General features: G+C 62.8%; 14 protein-coding genes. 9 read left to right on the top strand and 5 right to left on the bottom strand.

The genetic code is table 11. The features are described from left to right. Positions 1–95: 95 nt before the first annotated feature. The gene (locus C2U37_RS22015) at positions 96–1,115 is read left to right on the top strand and encodes an adenosine deaminase (RefSeq protein ID WP_104453060.1); all 1,020 of its coding nucleotides are present in this window, start codon (positions 96–98) and stop codon (positions 1,113–1,115) included. A gap of 74 nt (positions 1,116–1,189) precedes the next feature. On the opposite strand, the gene C2U37_RS22010 is transcribed toward C2U37_RS22015, so the two are convergent. From C2U37_RS22010 to C2U37_RS21990, 5 genes are all read right to left on the bottom strand, one after another. Continuing rightward, on the bottom strand, positions 1,190–2,176 hold the full coding sequence (locus tag C2U37_RS22010; protein WP_104453059.1) for a zinc-binding dehydrogenase: 987 nt from the start codon (positions 2,174–2,176) through the stop codon (positions 1,190–1,192). 140 nt (positions 2,177–2,316) lie between these two features. Further along, positions 2,317–3,426 carry an alkene reductase gene (locus tag C2U37_RS22005; RefSeq protein ID WP_104453058.1) on the bottom strand — a complete coding sequence of 370 codons (1,110 nt, stop codon included), beginning with the start codon at positions 3,424–3,426 and terminating at the stop codon, positions 2,317–2,319. Positions 3,427–3,601: 175 nt separating this feature from the next. Then, entirely contained in the window at positions 3,602–5,143 is a 1,542-nt protein-coding gene (locus C2U37_RS22000; protein WP_039038766.1) for a TerC family protein, read from the bottom strand. A 638-nt stretch (positions 5,144–5,781) separates the two neighbouring features. After that, positions 5,782–6,297, bottom strand: coding sequence for a hypothetical protein (locus C2U37_RS21995; protein ID WP_233462885.1), 516 nt, complete (start codon positions 6,295–6,297; stop codon positions 5,782–5,784). Positions 6,298–6,703: 406 nt separating this feature from the next. Next, complete coding sequence (locus tag C2U37_RS21990) at positions 6,704–7,630, bottom strand: cation diffusion facilitator family transporter (RefSeq protein ID WP_041214996.1); 927 nt, start codon at positions 7,628–7,630, stop codon at positions 6,704–6,706. A 169-nt stretch (positions 7,631–7,799) separates the two neighbouring features. Here C2U37_RS21990 and ydiJ point away from each other — a divergent pair, with 169 nt between their 5' ends. The 8 genes from ydiJ to C2U37_RS21950 all read left to right on the top strand — a co-directional run bounded on the left by ydiJ (position 7,800) and on the right by C2U37_RS21950 (position 19,165). Continuing rightward, a complete protein-coding gene (ydiJ, locus tag C2U37_RS21985) occupies positions 7,800–10,859 on the top strand; it encodes a D-2-hydroxyglutarate dehydrogenase YdiJ (RefSeq protein ID WP_199770482.1) in 3,060 nt (1,019 codons plus the stop codon). Beyond that, entirely contained in the window at positions 10,859–11,347 is a 489-nt protein-coding gene (locus tag C2U37_RS21980; RefSeq protein WP_104453055.1) for a hypothetical protein, read from the top strand. The genes ydiJ and C2U37_RS21980 overlap by 1 nt, the downstream gene beginning before the upstream one ends. 136 nt (positions 11,348–11,483) lie before the next feature. Then, a complete protein-coding gene (locus C2U37_RS21975) occupies positions 11,484–11,945 on the top strand; it encodes a hotdog fold thioesterase (RefSeq protein WP_104453054.1) in 462 nt (153 codons plus the stop codon). 180 nt (positions 11,946–12,125) lie between these two features. Next, a complete protein-coding gene (locus C2U37_RS21970) occupies positions 12,126–14,021 on the top strand; it encodes a DEAD/DEAH box helicase (protein ID WP_016351112.1) in 1,896 nt (631 codons plus the stop codon). Positions 14,022–14,352: 331 nt separating this feature from the next. Beyond that, a complete protein-coding gene (locus C2U37_RS21965; RefSeq protein ID WP_104453053.1) occupies positions 14,353–14,835 on the top strand; it encodes a molybdopterin-binding oxidoreductase in 483 nt (160 codons plus the stop codon). Position 14,836: 1 nt separating this feature from the next. Beyond that, positions 14,837–16,753 (top strand): putative bifunctional diguanylate cyclase/phosphodiesterase, encoded by a 1,917-nt coding sequence (locus C2U37_RS21960; RefSeq protein ID WP_104453052.1) that lies wholly within the window; start codon positions 14,837–14,839, stop codon positions 16,751–16,753. A 208-nt stretch (positions 16,754–16,961) separates the two neighbouring features. Then, positions 16,962–17,867, top strand: coding sequence for a LysR family transcriptional regulator (locus C2U37_RS21955; protein ID WP_104453051.1), 906 nt, complete (start codon positions 16,962–16,964; stop codon positions 17,865–17,867). A 104-nt stretch (positions 17,868–17,971) separates the two neighbouring features. Continuing rightward, positions 17,972–19,165, top strand: coding sequence for an MFS transporter (locus C2U37_RS21950; protein ID WP_010675100.1), 1,194 nt, complete (start codon positions 17,972–17,974; stop codon positions 19,163–19,165). Positions 19,166–19,223: the final 58 nt, after the last annotated feature.

The raw sequence follows: 19,223 nt of genomic DNA, 5'->3' as shown, positions 1-19,223 counted from the left end.
TCTCCTCCGGCGGGCCAGATGGGTGCACAATGAAGGCGAAGGGAGGGCGCCGCCCCGGTGGTGTCCGCACGGAGTCTGACGATGGAGCCGTCATCATGGAGCACTTTATTGCCGGCTTGCCCAAGCTGGAACTGCACCTGCATATCGAGGGGACCCTCGAACCCGAGCTGATGTTCGCCCTCGGCCAGCGCAACGGGGTGGCGCTGCCCTGGCCCGATGTCGACAGCCTGCGCGCTGCCTATGAGTTCGACGGCCTGCAATCCTTCCTCGATCTCTACTACCTCGGCGCCAGCGTGCTCATCCACGAACAGGATTTCTTCGACCTCACCTGGGCCTATCTCGAGCGCTGCGTTGCCGATCACGTGGTGCACGTGGAGATCTTTTTCGACCCCCAGACCCACACCGCCCGCAGCGTGCCCTTCGCCACCGTGCTGGGGGGCATCGAGCGGGCGCTGCAGGCTGGCGAAGCAGCCTTTGGCATCAGCTGGCGGCTTATCATGAGCTTCCTGCGCCACCTGAGTGAAGAGGCGGCATTCGCCACCCTGGCAGAGGCCGCTCCGCACCTGGCGCGCCTGCACGGGGTCGGCCTCGATTCGGGGGAGCAGGGCAATCCGCCCAGCAAGTTCGCCCGGGTCTTTGCCCGGGCCAGGGAACTGGGGTTGCCGGTGGTGGCCCACGCGGGGGAGGAGGGACCTGCGGACTACATCTGGCAGGCGATCCGGGAGCTCGGGGTGCAGCGCATCGATCACGGGGTGCGCTGCGTCGAGGATCCCGCGCTGCTGAGCTACCTGGCGGATACCCGGTTGCCCCTCACCGTCTGCCCCCTCTCCAACGTGCGGCTCAGGGTGTTTGACCAGATGGCCCACCACAATGTGCTGAGGCTGCTGGAGCAGGGGCTCTGCGTCACCGTGAACTCCGACGATCCCGCCTATTTCGGGGGATACCTGGGGGCCAACTTCCAGGCCCTGGCCGACGGGCTTGGCGCCAGCCAGGAGCAGCTGTGCCGCCTCAGTCTCAATGCCGTGGAGGCGAGCTGGCTGAGCATTGCGGACAAGGTGCGTCTGACCCGGGACATTCGCCTCCATGCCGCCCTGCACGGGGTGAGCCTGCACTGAGCAGGCCGCCTTGCACACCTTGAATGGAGGAGGCCTGCCATGGCGGGCCTCTTTGTGCCATCGTTGGGCGGGTATCAACCCACCCTCACCAGATACTTTTCCCCTTGTCCCTCCTGCTTGACGTGGGTGAGCAGGGCGGGCAGGGCGTCAAAGTCGCCCACCACCAGCGGCGGCAGGGTCAGCTCGCCGCTCGCCATCTGCGCCATCATGGCGACACCGGCCGCCACCAGACGGCTCCACTGTTTATCCGAGCCAAAGGGGTGCTGGGCGCCGAGGGCAATCTCGTGCAATGAGTGGCAATGGCTAAAGGCGGGCAGCGGGTTGCGCGCGATGCGCCCGAGCACCGTCACCATGTGGCCGTAATAGCCAAGGGCAGGCAGCAAGGCTTCTGCCTGCTGGCTGGAGACCAGATCGATGATCCCCTCGAAGGGTTCACCGCCGTTGGCGGCCTGCAACTGGGCCAGCCAGTCGGGATCCCGATAGTCCGCCACCCCCTGCACGCCTAGCTGTTTGAGCCACTGGTGGTGGCGCGGGCTGGCGCTGGCAAAGACGCGGGCCCCCTTCTGGAGGGCAAGTTGCACCGCGAAGCGGCCGACACTGCTGCCAGCCCCCGAGATGAGCAGGGCCTCCCCGTACAGGTGCGGCAGCTTGGCCAGCGCCTGCCAGGCGGTGAGGCCGGGGCAGGGGAGCGCGGCGGCCGCCTCGTCGCTCAGGGCATCGGGCACCGGCATCAGGGCGCGAGCCGGCACCAGGGTGTGGCGGGCAAAGCTGCCGCCGTGGCGCAGGTCGGTGTGATAGGCGACCCGGGTGCCGGGGCGCAGGTGGGTGACGTTGGCCCCCAGCGCCACCAGGGTGCCCATGCCATCGACGCCAGGCACATGGCCTGGCTGCCAGTGGGGATGACCCTGTTCGATGAGTTTCCAGTCCACCGGATTGAAGGCGATGATCCGGTTGGCGACGAGGACCTCGTCGGGCTCGGGGGTGGGGAGCGCTTGCCGGGTGAGGGTGAGCTGGTCCGGTTCGCCGGGGGCGTGCCAGCACCAGGCCTGGGTATGGTTCATGGTGACTCCTTGAAAGAGAGGGGGCGCAGATTGAGTCATATGGCGTAACAATGTCTTGAGTTGTTGTTGCACTGGCAAGACAGCAAGGCGGACCCCACGCTGGTGGGGCCCGCCCGGTAAGGCGTTCGGCGCGAGCCGCCCTATGCCCGCTCTGCCCCATAGACGGGGTAATCGGTCAGCCCTTTCTCGCCGCCGCCAAACAGGGTGGCGGGATCGTGGGGGGCGAACGGATGGCCGTGGCGCAGGCGGTTCGGCAAGTCGGGGTTGGCCACGAAGGGGCGACCGAAGCCAATCATGTCGGCCCAGCCCGCCTCGATGGCGGCGCGGGCGCGTTCCCTATCGTACTTGCCGGCGTAGATGAGGGTGTTGGGGAAGGCATCGCGCAGCCCCTGCTTGAAGCTCTCCGCCATCAGGGGGGCGTCGTCCCAGTCCGCTTCGGCGACGTGCAGATAGACCACGCCGAGCTTGCCCAGCAGGCGCGCGGCGGCCAGATAGGTCTCCTGGGGGTTGGCATCCACGGTACCGTTGAGGGTGGTGAGTGGCGCAAGGCGTACCCCGACCCGGTCGGGACCGATCTCGTCACAGACCGCCTCGGTCACCTCTTTGAGGAAACGCAGCCGGTTTTCGAGCGAACCGCCATAGCCGTCGGTGTGGGTATTGGACTCGGAGTCGAGGAACTGGTTGATGAGGTAGCCGTTGGCGGCGTGCAACTCGATGCCGTCAAAGCCCGCTTCCATGGCGTTGCGGGCGGCCCGGCGAAACTGCCCCACCACGGCGTCGATGTCGGCCTGGGTCATGGCGCGCGGGGTGACGGTCTCCACAAACCCCGGGGCATCGCTGCCGTTGTCGACGAATACCTTCACTCCCTTGGCCTGGATGGCGGAGGAGGAGAGGGGCTGGGCGCCGCCGATGTTGTCAGGATGGGTGACCCGGCCCACGTGCCAGAGCTGGGCGAACATGATGCCCCCCTCGGCGTGGACCGCGTCTGTTACCTGCTTCCAGCCTGCCACCTGCTCGGCGCTGTGGATGCCCGGCGTCCAGGCGTAGCCCTTGCCCAGGGGATCTATCTGGGTGCCTTCGCTGATGATGAGGCCGGCCCCGGCACGCTGGGCGTAGTAGGTCGCCATCATGGCGTTGGCCACGTCCCCGGGCTGGCTGGCGCGGGAGCGGGTCATGGGGGGCATGACGATGCGGTTGGCAAGGTGCAGCTGGCCGAGGCGAAGGGGGCAGAACAGGGGATCGTGGTGCATGATGGATTCCTCAATCTTTGGGAGTGAGGTGACTCTAGAGGGGATTGTTATTGTGAAAAAGAGGGGGTATTGCAGAAGAGAATTGCCGTTATCGCAGCAATGGCGCGGGAGGGGCCGGGCTCGCGCCAGAAAAAAGAGGGCCAAAGGCCCTCTTTTGCTGCATTGCCACCGATGATCAGGGGGAGAGTGGGGTGACCCGTACTCGCTCGATGCGCCGCTCGCTCACGGCCATGACCTCGAAGCAGAACTGGCCGAGGTGCAACTGCTGACCGACGTCGGGCAGACTGCCGAAGTGGGAGAGCAGCATGCCCGCCAGGGTCACGTACTCGTCGCTCTCGCTCACCAGCCCGTCGCAGTTCAGGGCCTGCTCCACCTGATGGATGTTGGTGGTGCCGTGGATGAGCCAATGCTCGCCCTCGCGCACCACATCGGGGGTCTCGTCCTCGTCCGGCAGCTCGCCGACGATGGCCTCCAGCAGATCGTGGTTGGTGACCAGCCCCTGGATGACGCCAAACTCGTCCGCCACCAGAATGAGGCTGCCCCTGGCCTGGCGCAGCTCCGCCAGCAGCCGGATCACGTTGATGGTCTGGGGCACGATGACGGGCTCGTTCTGTCTGGCTAGTGCTGCCAGGGATTGCCCCTCGTTGAGGGCAAACAGCAGATCCCGAGCCTTGACCACCCCGATGATCTCGTCCAGCTCCCCGTCACAGACCGGGAACAGGCTGTGGGGGGCCCGTTGCAGCAGGGCGCGGATCTCGTCCTCGCTGTCGCTCACGTCGATCCACTCCATCTCGGAGCGCGGGGTCATGATGGTGCGAATGGAACGCTCGGCCAGCGACAGCACGCCGCTCACCATGTAACGCTCCTCTTCACCGAAACCAGGGGGCAGGGGCTGAGCCTGCACCTCTTCTTCGTCCTCCTGCGGGTGGGCTGAGCGCTTGTTCCCCCCCATCAGCTTGAAGATGGCGGCGGTGGTGCGCTCGCGCAGGGGCTGGCGAGCCTCATGGCGCAGGGCACTGCGCTGGGCGAGCTGGTTGAAGAACTCGATGAGCACCGAGAAGCCGATGGCCGCGTAGAGGTAGCCCTTCGGAATGTGGAAGCCGAAGCCCTCCGCCACCAGGCTGAAGCCGATCATCAAGAGGAAGCTCAGGCAGAGCACCACCACAGTGGGGTGGGCGTTGACGAAGCGGGTCAGGGGCTTGGAGGCGAGCACCATCACTACCATGGCGATGGTCACAGCCGCCATCATGACGCCGAGGTGATCCACCATGCCGACGGCGGTGATGATGGAGTCCAGGGAGAAGACCGCATCCAGCACCAGGATCTGGGCGATCACCACCCCGAACCCGGCATAGACGCCGGTGCCGCCTTGTTCCTCGGGCTTGGCCTCGAGTCGCTCATGCAGCTCGGAGGTGGCCTTGAACAGCAGGAAGAGGCCGCCTCCCATCAGGATGAGATCCCGACCGGAGAAGGGGTGATCCCAGATGTGCAGCAGAGGAGCCGTGAGGGTGACCAGCCATGACATGATGGTGAGCAGTCCCAGGCGCATCAGCAGGGCCAGGGAGAGACCGATGATGCGCGCCTTGTCCCGCTGGGCGGGGGGCAGTTTTTTCACCAGGATGGCGATGAAGACCAGGTTGTCTATCCCGAGAACGATTTCCAGGATGATCAGGGTAAGCAGACCGACCCAGATTGACGGGTCCAGCAAGAATTCCATGTGATTGACCTCAATGAAGACAGATGCAGTGAATCGTGGTCACGGCGTGGCCGTGGTGACGGAGACGATCGCTTCAGAGGCGTTGGTTGAGCAGGTACAGATAGGCTTTGATGGGAAAAGACGAAGGGCTACTTCGGGGATTGTCCATGATGGGCAATAAAACCTCGGGTCAAAAGTGAGCCCTGATGATAACGACTCGCCGCCATTTGGCAAGGGGGCTGTCAGGGGGACGCGACGAGGGGATTGCCGACGGGGGAGGCAAGGGAAAGAGGCATTGATGCGCAGCCAAGTTTGACTGGAGATAAAAGAGCAACACATTGACACGACCACAAACATAGGTGCTGAACAAGGAAAATAAACGAGCTGATACCAACAACCGGATTCATCAGGCTCATATATATCCATTGTTTTTGTAATAATTTGTTTCAGGGGGAAATATTGCGGCGGTGTCATGGGAGAAAGGAGGAATAGGGGGGGTTATGGTGTTTGATATGGAGTTATTATTCTAGATTTAACTTGTTCGCCACCAACTAATTCGCATGAATCATATATTTTACGTATAAAAAGCAAGGAGGCCCAGGCCTCCTCGTTTGCGCTCACACGGGTTGTTTCAGGGGACGTTAGCCCTGGTCGTCAGGTCAATTGCCGGTATAGGCCGCGCCCTGAACATGACCCTTCTTGTCGCTCAGGCATGACCAGGGAGCCTCTGCACCCGGCACCTTGATGGTGACGCCTACCCCGGCTTCCGAGTCCATCACGTCGATCACCTGGAGCTGCTGCTGTGCCACGTCTGTCTTGTCGGAGACCGCCTTGAGACAGGCTTTCTCTGCGGGACTGGCCTTGTGGGAAGTCGCAGCAGCAGGGGCTGCGGTGGAGACGGGATGACAGACGCCGGAGCCATTCTTGCTGTTGTAAGAGACGTCGTATTTCCCGTTGATGTTGCTGATGGAGAGAATGACTCCTGACCCCTTCACCTCGAAGAAGTCCTCACCGTACTCCTTGACCTTGGCCTCTTGGCCGTTGATATAGACGGGGCCCCCTTCATCGCTGTGAAACTGGATCTGGCCCGGGCACTCATAATTCAACTGGGGAATGGCAGCTTGTGCCGCACCGGTCATGATCAGCGTCATGACAGCAATGACTGTGTTTTTCATGGATATTGCCTCAACTGTATAATGATACGATGTTTGTTATTTTATTTTTCCGGTTAATAACAACTCCCTCTTTGGCATTCAATCACCGCCTCCCTGCACACAAATAAATAGCGGTGACACTTTCTTTTAGCAACGAATTTTTATTTGTTTGGTATGGGATGAAAATAAATCTTGATCCAACAGGGGTGGCAAACGTTTGTGTCTTTGGCGGGGGAGGAACACTGGTGGATGTCCTGGGACCAGAGGTCCGTTGAGCACACCCGCAGAGGGCAGAACACGGGGAGACTCGGGAGACGCGGGAGACACAGGAGAAAAGTGCAGAACAACCAACGCCGGAGTGGGGATCCCGGATGAGTCATCGCGCGGGGCTGTGCAGCCCCGCGCGTCATTCAGCGTGCAGTCCGGGTCAGAGCCAGCGTTTCTCGCGGGTGAAGCAGACCGACAGCCAGGCGTCTCCCAGGGTGTCGCCGAGGCGGGACCAGAGCTCCTGGCGCAGGGCATCCTGGCGCTCGACGGGCCATTCCTGGCCGGGGGCCACCAGGATGTTGAGCTCGAGATCGAAGCGGCGGCCGCTTTTCGCCAGGTGGCTGTAGCACTCGACCCCATGGCGCAGGCGCAGGGCTTCGACTTCGCTTGCCACCAGCCGGGAGACATCCCCCTTGGGGGCAATCTTCAGCACTTCCCGCAGGTTGCGACCGAGCACCTTGATGGGGATGAGGGTGGCACACAGGGCCAGCAGCGAGACCAGCACCGGGTCTATGTAGCGGTTGTAGTGGCCGTAACCCAGGGTATCGAGCCCGATGGCGACCAGAAAGCCGATGAGCAGGGTGGCGCTGAGCAGGGTATCCACCAGCCACTCCTTGGAGTCCACCCGCACCAGCTCGGAGTTGACCCGCTCGGCCACGTCGGCCTCGATGAGATAGAGGATGCCGCAGAAGAAGGTGGAGACGACGGCATAGATGAGGGCGTGGCCGAGATCTATTTCTCGTCCGCCCGCCAGCAGGGAGGTGATGCCGCCATAGAGGGCGCCAAGGCAGAGCAGCAGAATGATGGCGCCGTTGATGACGTTGGCGATGGGTTCGAAGTGGGCGTAGCCGTATTGGAAACGGGCGTCGGAGGGGCGGGTAACCAGGTAGGCGGTGATGAGCCCAAGGCCCGTCATGCCCATGCTGAACAGGGTGAAGATGCCGTCCAGCATGATGGCGTTGGAACCGACGAACAGACCATAGCCGATCCCGAAAATGGCAAAGGTGATGCAACCAAACAGCGACAGGGTCAGCGCCTGTTTTTCGGTGCGAATAAGCGTACTGATAACATGGCTGTAGTGAGCCATAAAAGTCCTCCTTTCAAATGGTGAAGATTGCGCGCGCAAGCGGTTTTCTAGCTGATATACTGCCCGCTCACATGTGAGCGGACTGGTTCGGACACCCGCAAAGAGGCAGGTCCGAACGGTCGTTGTCGCCGGGATGCCGGCATCAAGCAAAGGATGGGAACAAGGATTCATGATCCCGAGACTCGATTACCAGGACAGTTTGTCACCTACAACCCTGCAGTTTCTTGAGTTGCTGGCGCGATCAGCATTTCGTGGTGATATCGAAAAGTCTTATGCAAGCCGGTTGGCGATGGCGACGGATAACAGCGTCTATCAGGTCGTACCTCAGGCGGTTCTCTATCCGCGCAGCGCGGATGACATAGCGATGATGCTCAAGCTGGCCCAGGGGCCCGAGTACGCAACCTTGAGTTTCTTCCCTCGCGGCGGCGGTACCGGCACCAATGGCCAATCCTTGGGCGGCGGCATTATCGTCGATCTCTCGCGCCATATGAACCAGATCATGGAAATTAATCTGGAAGAGGGCTGGGTGCGGGCCCAGGCCGGGGTGGTGAAAGACCAGCTCAACGCCTATCTCAAACCCCACGGCTACTTCTTCTCGCCGGATCTCTCCACCTCCAACCGGGCCACTTTGGGGGGCATGGTCAACACCGATGCCTCGGGGCAGGGGTCGCTGGTGTACGGCAAGACCTCGGATCACGTGCTCGGCCTCAAGGCCGTGCTGGAAAACGGCGATCTCATGGCGACCGAGCCGGTGACCGGCGAGCGTCTGGCGGACAAGCTGGCCCTCGAGACCCGGGAGGGGGAGATCTATCGCACCCTCTATCGCATCGGCCGCGAGCGGCGCGCCGACATCGAAGCCACCTTCCCCAAGCTCAACCGCTTTCTGACCGGTTACGATCTCAAGCACCTCTATCAGCCCGATACCGACACTCTGGATGTGAGCCGGGTGCTGTGCGGCTCGGAAGGCTCCTTGGGCTTCATCACCGAAGCCCGGCTCAACATCACCCCCATCCCGCGCTACCGCACCTTGGTCAACGTCAAGTACGACAGCTTCCCCTCCGCGCTCAGAAACGCCCCCTTTATGGTACAGGCCCACGCCCTGTCGGTGGAGACGGTGGACTCCCGGGTGCTGGGACTGGCTCGCGCCGACATCATCTGGCACTCGGTGAAGGATCTCATCCAGGATGTGCCCGGCAAGGATCTGCAGGGGCTCAATATCGTCGAGTTTGCCGACACCGACGAGGATGCGCACAAGGCCAAGGTGGCGGAGCTGTGCCGGCGCATCGACGGCCTGCTGGCGCGTGGTGAAGCAGGTGTCATTGGCTATCAGGTGTGCAACCACCTGCCGAGCATCGAGACCATCTATGGCATGCGCAAGAAGTCGGTGGGGCTGCTCGGCAACGCCGAAGGGCGCAAAAAGCCGGTGGCCTTCACCGAAGACACCGCCGTGCCGCCGGAATCCCTGGCGGACTTCATCATGGAGTTTCGTACCCTGCTGGACGCTCACGGCCTTGATTACGGCATGTTCGGCCACGTCGATGCCGGGGTGCTGCACGTGCGCCCGGCGCTGGACTTGTGCGATCCCGAGCAGGAGGTGCTGCTGCGGCGCATCTCCGATCAGGTGGTGGCGCTCACCGCCAAATACGGCGGCCTGATGTGGGGGGAGCACGGCAAGGGCTTCCGCTCCGAATACAGCCCCGCCTTTTTCGGCGAGCTGTGGGAGGAGCTGCAACGGGTCAAAGGGGCGTTCGACCCGGCCAATCGCATCAACCCGGGCAAGATCTGCATGCCTTATGGCAGCGGCGCTTCGCTTGTCTCGGTGGACGGGCCCAAGCGCGGCAAGTTCGACCGCCAGATCCCGATTGCCGTGCGCGAGAGCTATACCCGGGCCCTCGATTGCAACGGCAACGGTCTGTGTTTCACCTTCGAGACCGACTCCCCCATGTGTCCCTCGGTCAAGATCAGCCGCGACCGCCGTCACTCTCCCAAGGGGCGGGCCGGCCTGATGCGCGAATGGCTGCGCCAGCTGGCACAGCAGGGCTTCGATCCGCTGAGTGAGGAGGTGGCGCTGCAAAGCGGTGGTCTGCGCTTCAAGCAGATTGTCGACAAGTTTCGCAACACGGTGGCCCGCGCCCGCGGCGAGTATGACTTCTCCCACGAGGTGATGGAGGCGATGGAGGGGTGCCTGGCGTGTAAAGCCTGCACTAGCCAGTGCCCCATCAAGGTGGATGTGCCCACCTTCCGCGCTCGCTTCATGCAGCTCTATCACAGCCGCTATCTGCGTGGACCCAAGGATTACTTCGTCGGCACGGTGGAAAGCTATGCCCCCTTGCTGGCCAAGGCGCCGAAACTGGTCAACTTCTTCCTCGAGAAGGAGTGGGCCCAGAAGGCGACCGAGAAGAGCATCGGCATGGTGGACGTGCCGCTATTGAGCGTGCCGACCCTGGCCGAGGAGCTGCGTGACCATCGCGCCCGCTATTTTGACCTGCCGGGGCTGGAGGCCATGAGCCCCGAGCAGCGTCAAAAAGTGGTGCTCATCGTGCAGGATCCCTTCACCAGCTATTACGATGCCCCCGTGGTGCGTGACCTAGTGAAGCTCGCCAGCAAGCTCGGCCTGCAGCCCTATCTGCTGCCGTTCAAGCCCAACGGCAAGCCCCAGCACGTAAAGGGTTTCCTGCGCGCCTTTGCCCGTACCGCGGCCAGCAGCGCCCAGTTCCTCAACAAGGTGGCGGCGCTCGGCATCCCCATGGTGGGGGTCGATCCCTCCCTGGTGCTCTGCTATCGGGACGAATACGTGAAGGCGCTCGGCCCCGCCCGTGGCGACTTCCAGGTGCTGCTGCCCCAGGAGTGGCTGCTCTCCTTGCCGGCCGAGGCGCTGCCTGTGCGAGAAGCGGACGCCGGCGCCGAGCCCTGGTATCTGTTCGCCCACTGCACCGAGAAGACCGCCAAGCCGTCGACCCACGGTGACTGGAGCACCCTGTTCCGCCGCTTCGGTGCCACCCTGCAACCGGTGTCGGTGGGCTGCTGCGGCATGGCTGGTACCTATGGCCATGATGCCAAACAGGTGGAGAACTCCAAGGGCATCTATGGCCTGAGCTGGGCCGAGCCCTTGGCTCGCCTGCCGCAAGCTCGCTGTCTGGCCACCGGTTACTCTTGCCGCAGCCAGGTGAAGCGGATGGAGGGGGAGAAACTCAAGCACCCGCTGCAGGCCCTGCTGGAACTGCTCTGATGCTGACCCTGCCCAAGCGGTTTCGGGTGCCGCAAGCCTATCGGCACCCGCACTTCCTGCTGCTGCCGGTCAATCCGACCCAGGCGGTGGTGGAGTTCGTCGCCATGCTGCGCGAGCGCGAGCAGCTTCATCAGCTGTTTCGCCCGGACGATGTGTGGCCCTCCGCCAATTTCAGCCTGAGCCAGCACGAGGCCGATCTGGAGTGGCAGCACTCCGAGTTTCTGGCCAAACGCTCCTTTGCCTATGGTCTGTGGAGCCCGGCGCGGGAGCCCGAGTTCTGGGGCGGGGTTTACCTCTATCCCTCGGTGTTGCCGGAGGTGGCGGTGGAGCTCTTCTTCTGGAAGGTGGCCGAGGCGCCGCTCACCGATGCCGAACTGGAGGCCGAACTGCGCGCCTGGCTCGGCAAGGTGTGGCAGTGGCCCGAGCCGAGCCTGCCTGGGCGGGACGTCCCTTGGGCCGGGTGGCCCGGGGTGACCTACCCCTGGTGACAGGGCCTGGCCAGCCAGCCCTGAAGATGCCCCCTCAAGCGGGGCATCTTTTTTTCTGCGCCTTTTTCGCCGACACTGCTGGTTTGCCGCTACGGCGCAGCGATAACCCGTTGATCACGCAAGGAGTCCGCTCACCATGAGTCAAGAAAGCAGCCCCATCTGGCGCAAGCCCATGAGCCTCGAAGGGCTCAACGCCAGCTCTCGCAATACCCTGATGGCCCACCTCGACATCGTCTATACCGCCTTTGGTCTCGACTGGCTGGAGGCCACCATGCCGGTGGATCACCGCACCCATCAGCCGCTCGGCATGTTGCACGGCGGCGCCTCCGTGGTGCTGGCGGAGACGCTGGGTTCCTTGGCGGCCAACATGGCGGTCGGGTCTGACAGTTATTGTGTCGGGCTGGAGGTCAATGCCAACCACCTGAGAGCCAAGCGGGAAGGGGTGGTGACGGGGCGCTGCACGCCACTGCATCTGGGGGCGACGACTCAGGTGTGGCAGATAGAAATTCGCGATGAACGTGGTCGTTTATTGTGCACCAGCCGGTTGACCATGGCGGTGCTCAAACACAAGCGGGACAAGGACTCTGGCGAAGCGTGATCTGCAATAACGCACCATGAGTGAAAAATAAGCAAGCCATAGTCGCAAGATCCCTCTATAATTGCCAACGTCTTGAGAGGCTTATCACATTTTTCAAGACAGCAGAACAAAGTGGCGCTATAATCGCCGCCTTTTTGCTATTCCGCGGTGTTAGCCGCCTGCCTTAATCTGGAAGAATCTATGTCTGATACCGAACAACTGCCCCTTTTTAGTGAGCTTGGACTGGCCGCGCCTGTACTGAAAGCGCTGCAGGACGTGGGCTATGAGCGCCCGTCCCCCATCCAGGCCGCAGCAATTCCCCACCTGATGGCGGGCCACGATCTGCTGGGGCAGGCGCAAACCGGTACAGGGAAGACCGCTGCTTTTGCCTTGCCTCTGTTGTCTCGTCTGGAAGCTGGTAACCGCAACACCCAGATCCTGGTGCTGGCACCGACTCGTGAACTGGCCCTGCAGGTGGCTGAAGCGTGCCAACGCTATGCCCACCACATGCCTGATTTCCACGTGCTGCCCATCTACGGTGGCGCCTCCTACGAAACCCAGACCCGCGCCCTGCGCCGCGGTGCTCAGGTTGTCGTGGGTACCCCGGGCCGCGTGATGGACCTGATCCGTCGCAAGAACCTGGACCTCTCCGGCCTGAAAGCCCTGGTGCTGGACGAAGCGGACGAGATGCTGCGCATGGGCTTCATCGACGACGTGGACTGGATCATGGAACAGTGCCCGGCCGGTCGTCAGGTTGCCCTGTTCTCCGCCACCATGCCGGAGCAGATCCGCCGTGTGGCCCAGAAGCACCTGAAGCAGCCCAAAGAGATCAAGATCGCTTCCAAGACCGCGACCGCTACCACCATCCGCCAGCGTTACTGGCAGGTGACCGGTCTGCACAAGCTGGACGCCATGACCCGTCTGCTGGAAGTCGAGCCCTACGAAGCCCTGCTGGTGTTCGTTCGCACCAAGAACGCCGCCGAAGAGCTGGCCGGCAAGCTGGCTGCCCGTGGTCACGCCTGTGAAGCGCTGCACGGTGACATCCCGCAGAAGCTGCGTGAACGTACCGTCGACAAGCTGCGCCAAGGCCAGCTGGACATCCTGATCGCCACCGACGTGGTTGCCCGTGGTCTGGACGTTGAGCGCATCACCCACGTGGTGAACTACGACATCCCCTACGACACCGAATCCTACGTTCACCGTATCGGCCGTACCGGCCGTGCCGGTCGCAAGGGCGAAGCCATCCTGTTCGTGGCACCGCGCGAGCGTCGCATGCTGCGCGCCATCGAGCACGCAACCCGTCAGGCCATCGAGCCGATGAAGATGCCGAGCACCGAGGACATCAACCAGCACCGTCTGGCCAAGTTCAAGGAGCGCATCCGCGAAACCATGATGGGCGAAGAGCTCGAGATCTACGTGAACCTGGTGAACGAGCTGATCGAAGAAGACTCTGCCGATCCGCTGGAGCTGGCTGCCGCACTGGCCAAGCTGGTACAGGGCGACCAACCGCTGCTGCTGGATGACTCCATTCCGGATCCGGTGTTCAACGCCGGCAACGATCGCGGTGGTTTCGAGCGTCGTGACTTCAATGACCGTGGTGGCCGTGATTTCGCCGACCGTGGCGATCGCCCGGCTCGTCGCATGCCGTCCCTGGAGCCGCGTCCGCTCAAAGACAACCCGGACGTGGAGATGGAGCGCTACCGCGTCGACGTGGGGGCCCATCACGGCGTCAAGCCGGGCCAGATCGTGGGTGCCATCGCCAACGAAGCGAACATCGAGAGCCGCTTCATCGGCAACATCGACATCGCCGATGACTTCTCCACCGTCGATCTGCCCAAGGGCATGAGCGCCGAAGTGCTGGAAGTGATCAAGAAGGCCCGTGTCTGCCAGCGTCCGCTGCAGATCAGCCGCTACACCGAAGTGCCGGCCGGCAGCAACACTGCTCCCCGTCCGCCCCGCGGTGATCGCCCGTTCCGTGGCGACCGTCCTTTCAACAAGGATCGCCGTCCACAGGGTGACCGTCCCTTCAACAAGGATCGCCGTGAAGGCGGTTTCGACAAGGGTCGCAAATTCGGTGGCAAGCGCCGCGACAGCTAAACCCTGACTGCACTGATGAGAAGGCCGCTCCATGGAGCGGCCTTTTTTGTGTCTGTTTTTCAGATGCGTAGCAAAGATTGTCACCTTTTTCCGGCCGGGGCGGGCACCCGGTTTTATGAGGAGCCAGTGAAAAGAAAAATGGTGCAATCCATTTGCCTGGGGGTGGCGCCTGGTGTCATTCTTTGGGAAGCGATTGGGTACTTTTGGAAGGCGTAGAGATAGTTGCTGGTTGCAAACGACTGCGACTTTGGTCTGAAGGTGCATTCTGTTGTTTGCATATGAGTCAGCAGAGTGAGATGAATAAATAAACCGTATGACAGGGAGGTGCGTGATGGGCAAGTGGCTTGGCAAGGTGTTGCTGATATCTGGATGGCTCGTGTCGGGTATGGTGTTGGCGGAGGAGCCCTTCTTCAGAATTGCGGGGGCGGGGTGCTGCAATGGCAAGGGGGAGGTGGTGCTGACCCGTGCAGAGTTTGAGGCCTTGCCGCAGACGGAGGTTAAGACAGGGACGCCCTGGACCGAGGGGGAGCACCTCTATCGCGGGGTGTTGCTGCGGGACCTGGTCAGGATCTACGGTCTAAAGAGCCAGGAGGTCAAGGCCCTCGCGGTCAATGAATACTGGGCCGCACTGCCGCTGGAAGACGGGGAGAAGTACCCGGTGCTGGTGGCCGAGAAGCAGGATGGCAAGGCGCTGACTTTACGCAACAAGGGGCCGCTCTGGGTCATTTATCCCCTCACCGACCATCCCGAACTCAACAAGGAGCTCTATCACAGCCGGATGGTGTGGCAGCTGGCGGCGCTGGAGAGCAAATAAGATGCTGTGCGGCAAGTTCTTGAGCCTGATCCTGATGGTGACCACCTTTTTGGGGGTGACCCTCTGGTCGGTCTGGAACTATGACCGCGCGTTCAATGCGGTGACGCGCTACACCCAGCTCTCCGCTTGGGCACTGGCCCAGCTCGAGCTGGAGATCCACGCCTTCGAGGAGGGCTTGCAGCTCTATCGTGCCGGTGCCGCCAGCCGGGAGGAGATGAACAAGCGCTTTGACATTGCCTGGAACCGGCTCGATGTCTTCCTGCACGGGGAGGAGGCAAAGTCGGTCAGGGCCCGATTCGGTGCGGACAAGGCGGTCGGCAAGATCCTCGCTCTCTTCGAACATTATGAGCAGGATGTGGTGCATGGGGAGCCGGATTCCCCCGCACTCAAGATGTTCACGGCCGCGCTCGATGACGAGATGCGCGGGGTGCGGGACGTGATGGTGAAAAACTTCACCGGGCCCTCTGCCATCGCCCAGCGCGAGCTGCTCAACGAGTCGAAAACCCAGAACTTCTTCATCCTGGGTTTTCTGATGTTGGCGACCATGGTGATGTTGATGGTGCTGTTTCGCGAAGTGCGTCGCCAGCATTTTCTGGCGTGGAACGACCCTCTCACCCGTCTCCCCAACCGGGCGGCGCTCATCAAGCACCTCCAGCAGTGGACCAGCCATCCCGGTCGGCGCAGCAGCATCACCGTCTGCCTCATGGATCTGGGGCATTTCAGGGAGGTCAATGACAGTCTGGGTTACGAAGTGGGGGACGCCTTGCTCAAACGGCTTGCGGCGCGGATCAAGGCCGCCTCTGGCCAGGGGATCTTCGTTGCCCGAACCGGCAGTGACGAGTTCACCCTCATCATCACCGGCACCATGCCCACCTATCTGCGCTTCCCGTTTCTGGAGCAACTGCGCAGCGAGCTGGCGGATCTGGTGTTTGCTGCCGATCCGGCGCACCGGGTGCGGGTCTTCATGGGCACCAGCCAGTACGTGAAACCGGATCATTCACCGGAAGAGATGCTGCTATTTGCCGATATCGCCCTCGACAGCGCCAAGCGCAAGCGGCTGAATCGCAATGTGCTCTTCTCCAGCAGCATGTATCAGCACTATCAGCGCAAACGCCGGCTGTCGACCGAGCTGCGGGAGCTTATCCACTGCCCGCAATGCCCGCAACTGGCCCTTTACTATCAGCCCATCGTGCGCGGCCAGAGTGTGGTGAGGCTGGGGGCCGAGGCGCTGATCCGCTGGCATCATCCGGAATATGGCTTTATTGCCCCCCTCGACATCATCTCGCTGGCAGAAGAGAACGGGTTGGGCGAGGCGCTGGGGGGCTGGATCATCCGGCGCATGCAGCTCGATCTGTCCGGCTTCCCGGAGGAGGCGCTAGCACCGCTCGAGATCTCCATCAACCTCTCCAACTCCATGTTCAACATGGGGTTGGCCAGGGAGATTGAAGAGAAGATGGGTGATGGTCCGTTGGGATTGCACCAGTTGATAGTGGAGCTGACCGAAACCATCGCCCTCGATGACATCGCCCTGAGCAAGCAGATCATCCACTCCCTGCGCCAGATAGGGGTGCGGGTGGCCCTCGATGACTTCGGGACCGGCTGGTCCTCGTTCTCTTACCTGCGTGAACTCTATTTCGACAAGCTCAAGATAGACAGATCCTTTATCACCGCGATCGACAGTGACACCCGGCAGGCGCTCTTCGTCGAGACCATCACCACCCTCTCTCATCAGTTGGGGGTGCGTGTCGTGGCAGAAGGGGTGGAAAACAGCGATGAGCTCAAGGCGGTGCTCACCATAGGGGTGGATGAGATCCAGGGTTATTTCTACTCGCGTCCCTTGCCGCTGCCGGAGTTCATGCAGTTCTGTCACCGCTATTTCGCCCACAGTGCCGCCATTCAGGAAGTGGCACTGGGCTAGCCTTGGGGCAATCGAGCTCCTGTAGCCTTGTCTTCGAGTCCCTCTGTTCGATCGTTCCTGGTTGATATTTCATCCCGACACCTTTCTCCCATGGCAGGAGCGCTCATGACGCGGTTTTCTTGTGCCTCCTGCCAGAACGAGGGTGCGAGAGGGCAGGCCCGGTGCTACCTTGTGCCACGAACAGTGCCACAGGGCAGAGGAGCCATAAATGGATCGCTTGGGGGTGATGGAGGTGTTCGTGCTGGCGGTGGAGACCGGCTCGTTTTCGGCGGTGGCCCGCCGACTGGGGATGGGGCAACCCACGGTTTCCAGATTGATTGCCCAGCTTGAGGCGCACCTTGGCAGCCGCCTGTTGCTGCGCTCGACCCGGGGGCTGGCGCCTACCGAGGCCGGAGAGGCCTACTATCTGCGGGCGAGAGAGATCCTGGCCCAGGTCAACGAGGCCGATGCCATGGTGCAGCAATGCCGGGCGGGCCTGAGCGGACGCCTGCGGGTGAGCGCTCCCGTCACCTTCGCCCGCCTGCATATCATTCCCCATCTTGCCGGTTTTCTGGCGGCTCACCCGGGACTGGATCTGGAGATCCTGCTGGATGACGGCAATGTGGATCTCATTTCGGCGGGCATCGAGGTGGCTCTGCGGATCGGCAAACAGGCCGACTCGTCGCTGGTCGCCCGCTGCCTCGCCCGAAGCGACATGCGGGTGCTGGCGACGCCGGCCTATCTGGCCGCCAAAGGAGAGCCTGAGACCCCTCAGGCTCTGCAACAGCATGATCTGGTGCTTTACAGTCCACGGCCCGGAGTGGGGCAGCAGTGGCGATTTCGCCGTGGCGTCGAGGAGAGGGTGGTTTCCGGAGAAGGCAGGCTGACGGTCTCGGCGGCCGAAGGCATGCGCGCCGCCGTGCTGGCAGGCCTGGGGCTTGGTATCGCCTCGGAGTGGATGTTTGCCCCCGAGCTTGCCCGCGGCGAGGTGGTGGCGGTGCTGCCCGAGTGGCAACTGCCCATGCAGGAGCTCTGGACCCTGCTCCCGGCAGGTCGCCAGCCCGGTGCCAAGGCGAGCGCCTTTCTGGCATTCGTGACCGGCCTGCCCGGCGTGGGGCATGCACCAGCGGAATAACTGTTATGGTCCCCACCGCTCTACTGGTGGCGACGCTCCCCGGGTAGGCTGTGCGCATGGGGCCCGTATCCTGGCGGGAGCCCTTCTACCACGAGGAGAAGATCATGAGTACATCGCCTTCTGCCGGAGGGGCCGCAACCCCCGGCCCCTCCCTGCTCTTCGCCATGGCCCTGTCATGCGGCCTGGCAGTTGCCAACATCTACTACAACCAGCCCATGCTGGCGGTGATGGCGCAGGACTTTCCCGGGCACTCGGGCATGCCATTGATCGCCATGCTGACCCAGCTCGGCTATGCCATGGGTCTGCTTTTGCTGGTGCCGCTTGGCGATGTGGTCGAGCGCCGCTGGCTCATTCCGGGGCAGTTTGCACTGATCGCGCTGGCCTCCCTGCTGGCGGCCACGGCCACGAGTGCCACCACCTTGATGCTGGCCTCCGTCCTGCTCGGCATCGGGGCCACGGCGGCCCAGCAGATAGTTCCGGTGGCGGCGACCCTGGCAGATCCCGCCCGCCGGGGTGCCGTGGTCGGCAGCGTGATGAGCGGCCTGCTGGCCGGGATACTGCTCAGCCGAACGGTCGCCGGCCTGGTCACCGCCTATGGCAGTTGGCGCGCCATGTTCTGGCTGGCCATTCCCCTGGCCCTGTCGGGGGCTCTGCTGATGGCCAGGATGATACCGTCCGGATTGCCGCGCTCTCCCCTCGGTTATGGCCGTCTGCTTCACTCTCTGGTCGGTCTGTGGCGCGAGGAGCCCGCCCTGCGCCGCGCGACCCTGACCCAGGCCTTGCTGTTTGCCTCCTTCAGCGCCTTCTGGACCGTGCTGGCGTTCTACCTGGCCGAACCTGCCTATGGGTTGGGGGCCGACATGGCGGGTCTGTTCGGCGTCATCGGGGTGGCTGGGGTGGTGGCGGCCCCTCTGGCAGGCCGGATGGCGGATCGGTTGGGGGCCAGACCAGTGGTATTGGCCGGTGCCGTGCTGGTGGTGCTTGCCTGGATCTGCTTCGAGCTGTGGCTCTCTCTGGCCGGGCTGGCGTGCGGGGTCATCTTGCTGGATCTCGGCGTGCAGAGCGCACTCATCGCCCATCAGCAGCGCATCTATGGTCTGAGACCTGAGGCCAGGGGGCGCATCAATACCCTCTTCATGACCGGCATGTTCCTGGGGGGAACCCTCGGCTCCAGCCTGGGGATGCTGGTCTGGCAACAGGGACACTGGCTCGGGGTGGGAGCAGCCGGCATGGGGTTGGCCCTGGTTGCCTGTCTCTGCGCCCTGGCCGGCAGGCGGGGGCTGCAACCGGCCATCTGAGGCATGTGCAAGACAAGAAAGGCGACCCCGGGGTCGCCTTTTGTCTGTCTGCTCGGGA

Origin of the sequence: Aeromonas sp. ASNIH1 (assembly GCF_002934285.1) — a bacterium.
In the GTDB taxonomy this organism is placed as follows: domain Bacteria; phylum Pseudomonadota; class Gammaproteobacteria; order Enterobacterales; family Aeromonadaceae; genus Aeromonas; species Aeromonas caviae.
The sequence above is the reverse complement of the archived record's forward strand: the minus strand, read 5'-3'. Positions and strand labels throughout refer to the sequence as shown.

Coding starts and splice junctions, on each gene's coding strand:
- C2U37_RS22015 (WP_104453060.1), top strand. CDS start 96: ATGGAGCACTTTATTGCCGGCTTGCCCAAGCTGGAACTGCACCTGCAT.
- C2U37_RS22010 (WP_104453059.1), bottom strand. CDS start 2,176: ATGAACCATACCCAGGCCTGGTGCTGGCACGCCCCCGGCGAACCGGAC.
- C2U37_RS22005 (WP_104453058.1), bottom strand. CDS start 3,426: ATGCACCACGATCCCCTGTTCTGCCCCCTTCGCCTCGGCCAGCTGCAC.
- C2U37_RS22000 (WP_039038766.1), bottom strand. CDS start 5,143: ATGGAATTCTTGCTGGACCCGTCAATCTGGGTCGGTCTGCTTACCCTG.
- C2U37_RS21995 (WP_233462885.1), bottom strand. CDS start 6,297: ATGAAAAACACAGTCATTGCTGTCATGACGCTGATCATGACCGGTGCG.
- C2U37_RS21990 (WP_041214996.1), bottom strand. CDS start 7,630: ATGGCTCACTACAGCCATGTTATCAGTACGCTTATTCGCACCGAAAAA.
- ydiJ (WP_199770482.1), top strand. CDS start 7,800: ATGATCCCGAGACTCGATTACCAGGACAGTTTGTCACCTACAACCCTG.
- C2U37_RS21980 (WP_104453055.1), top strand. CDS start 10,859: ATGCTGACCCTGCCCAAGCGGTTTCGGGTGCCGCAAGCCTATCGGCAC.
- C2U37_RS21975 (WP_104453054.1), top strand. CDS start 11,484: ATGAGTCAAGAAAGCAGCCCCATCTGGCGCAAGCCCATGAGCCTCGAA.
- C2U37_RS21970 (WP_016351112.1), top strand. CDS start 12,126: ATGTCTGATACCGAACAACTGCCCCTTTTTAGTGAGCTTGGACTGGCC.
- C2U37_RS21965 (WP_104453053.1), top strand. CDS start 14,353: ATGGGCAAGTGGCTTGGCAAGGTGTTGCTGATATCTGGATGGCTCGTG.
- C2U37_RS21960 (WP_104453052.1), top strand. CDS start 14,837: ATGCTGTGCGGCAAGTTCTTGAGCCTGATCCTGATGGTGACCACCTTT.
- C2U37_RS21955 (WP_104453051.1), top strand. CDS start 16,962: ATGGATCGCTTGGGGGTGATGGAGGTGTTCGTGCTGGCGGTGGAGACC.
- C2U37_RS21950 (WP_010675100.1), top strand. CDS start 17,972: ATGAGTACATCGCCTTCTGCCGGAGGGGCCGCAACCCCCGGCCCCTCC.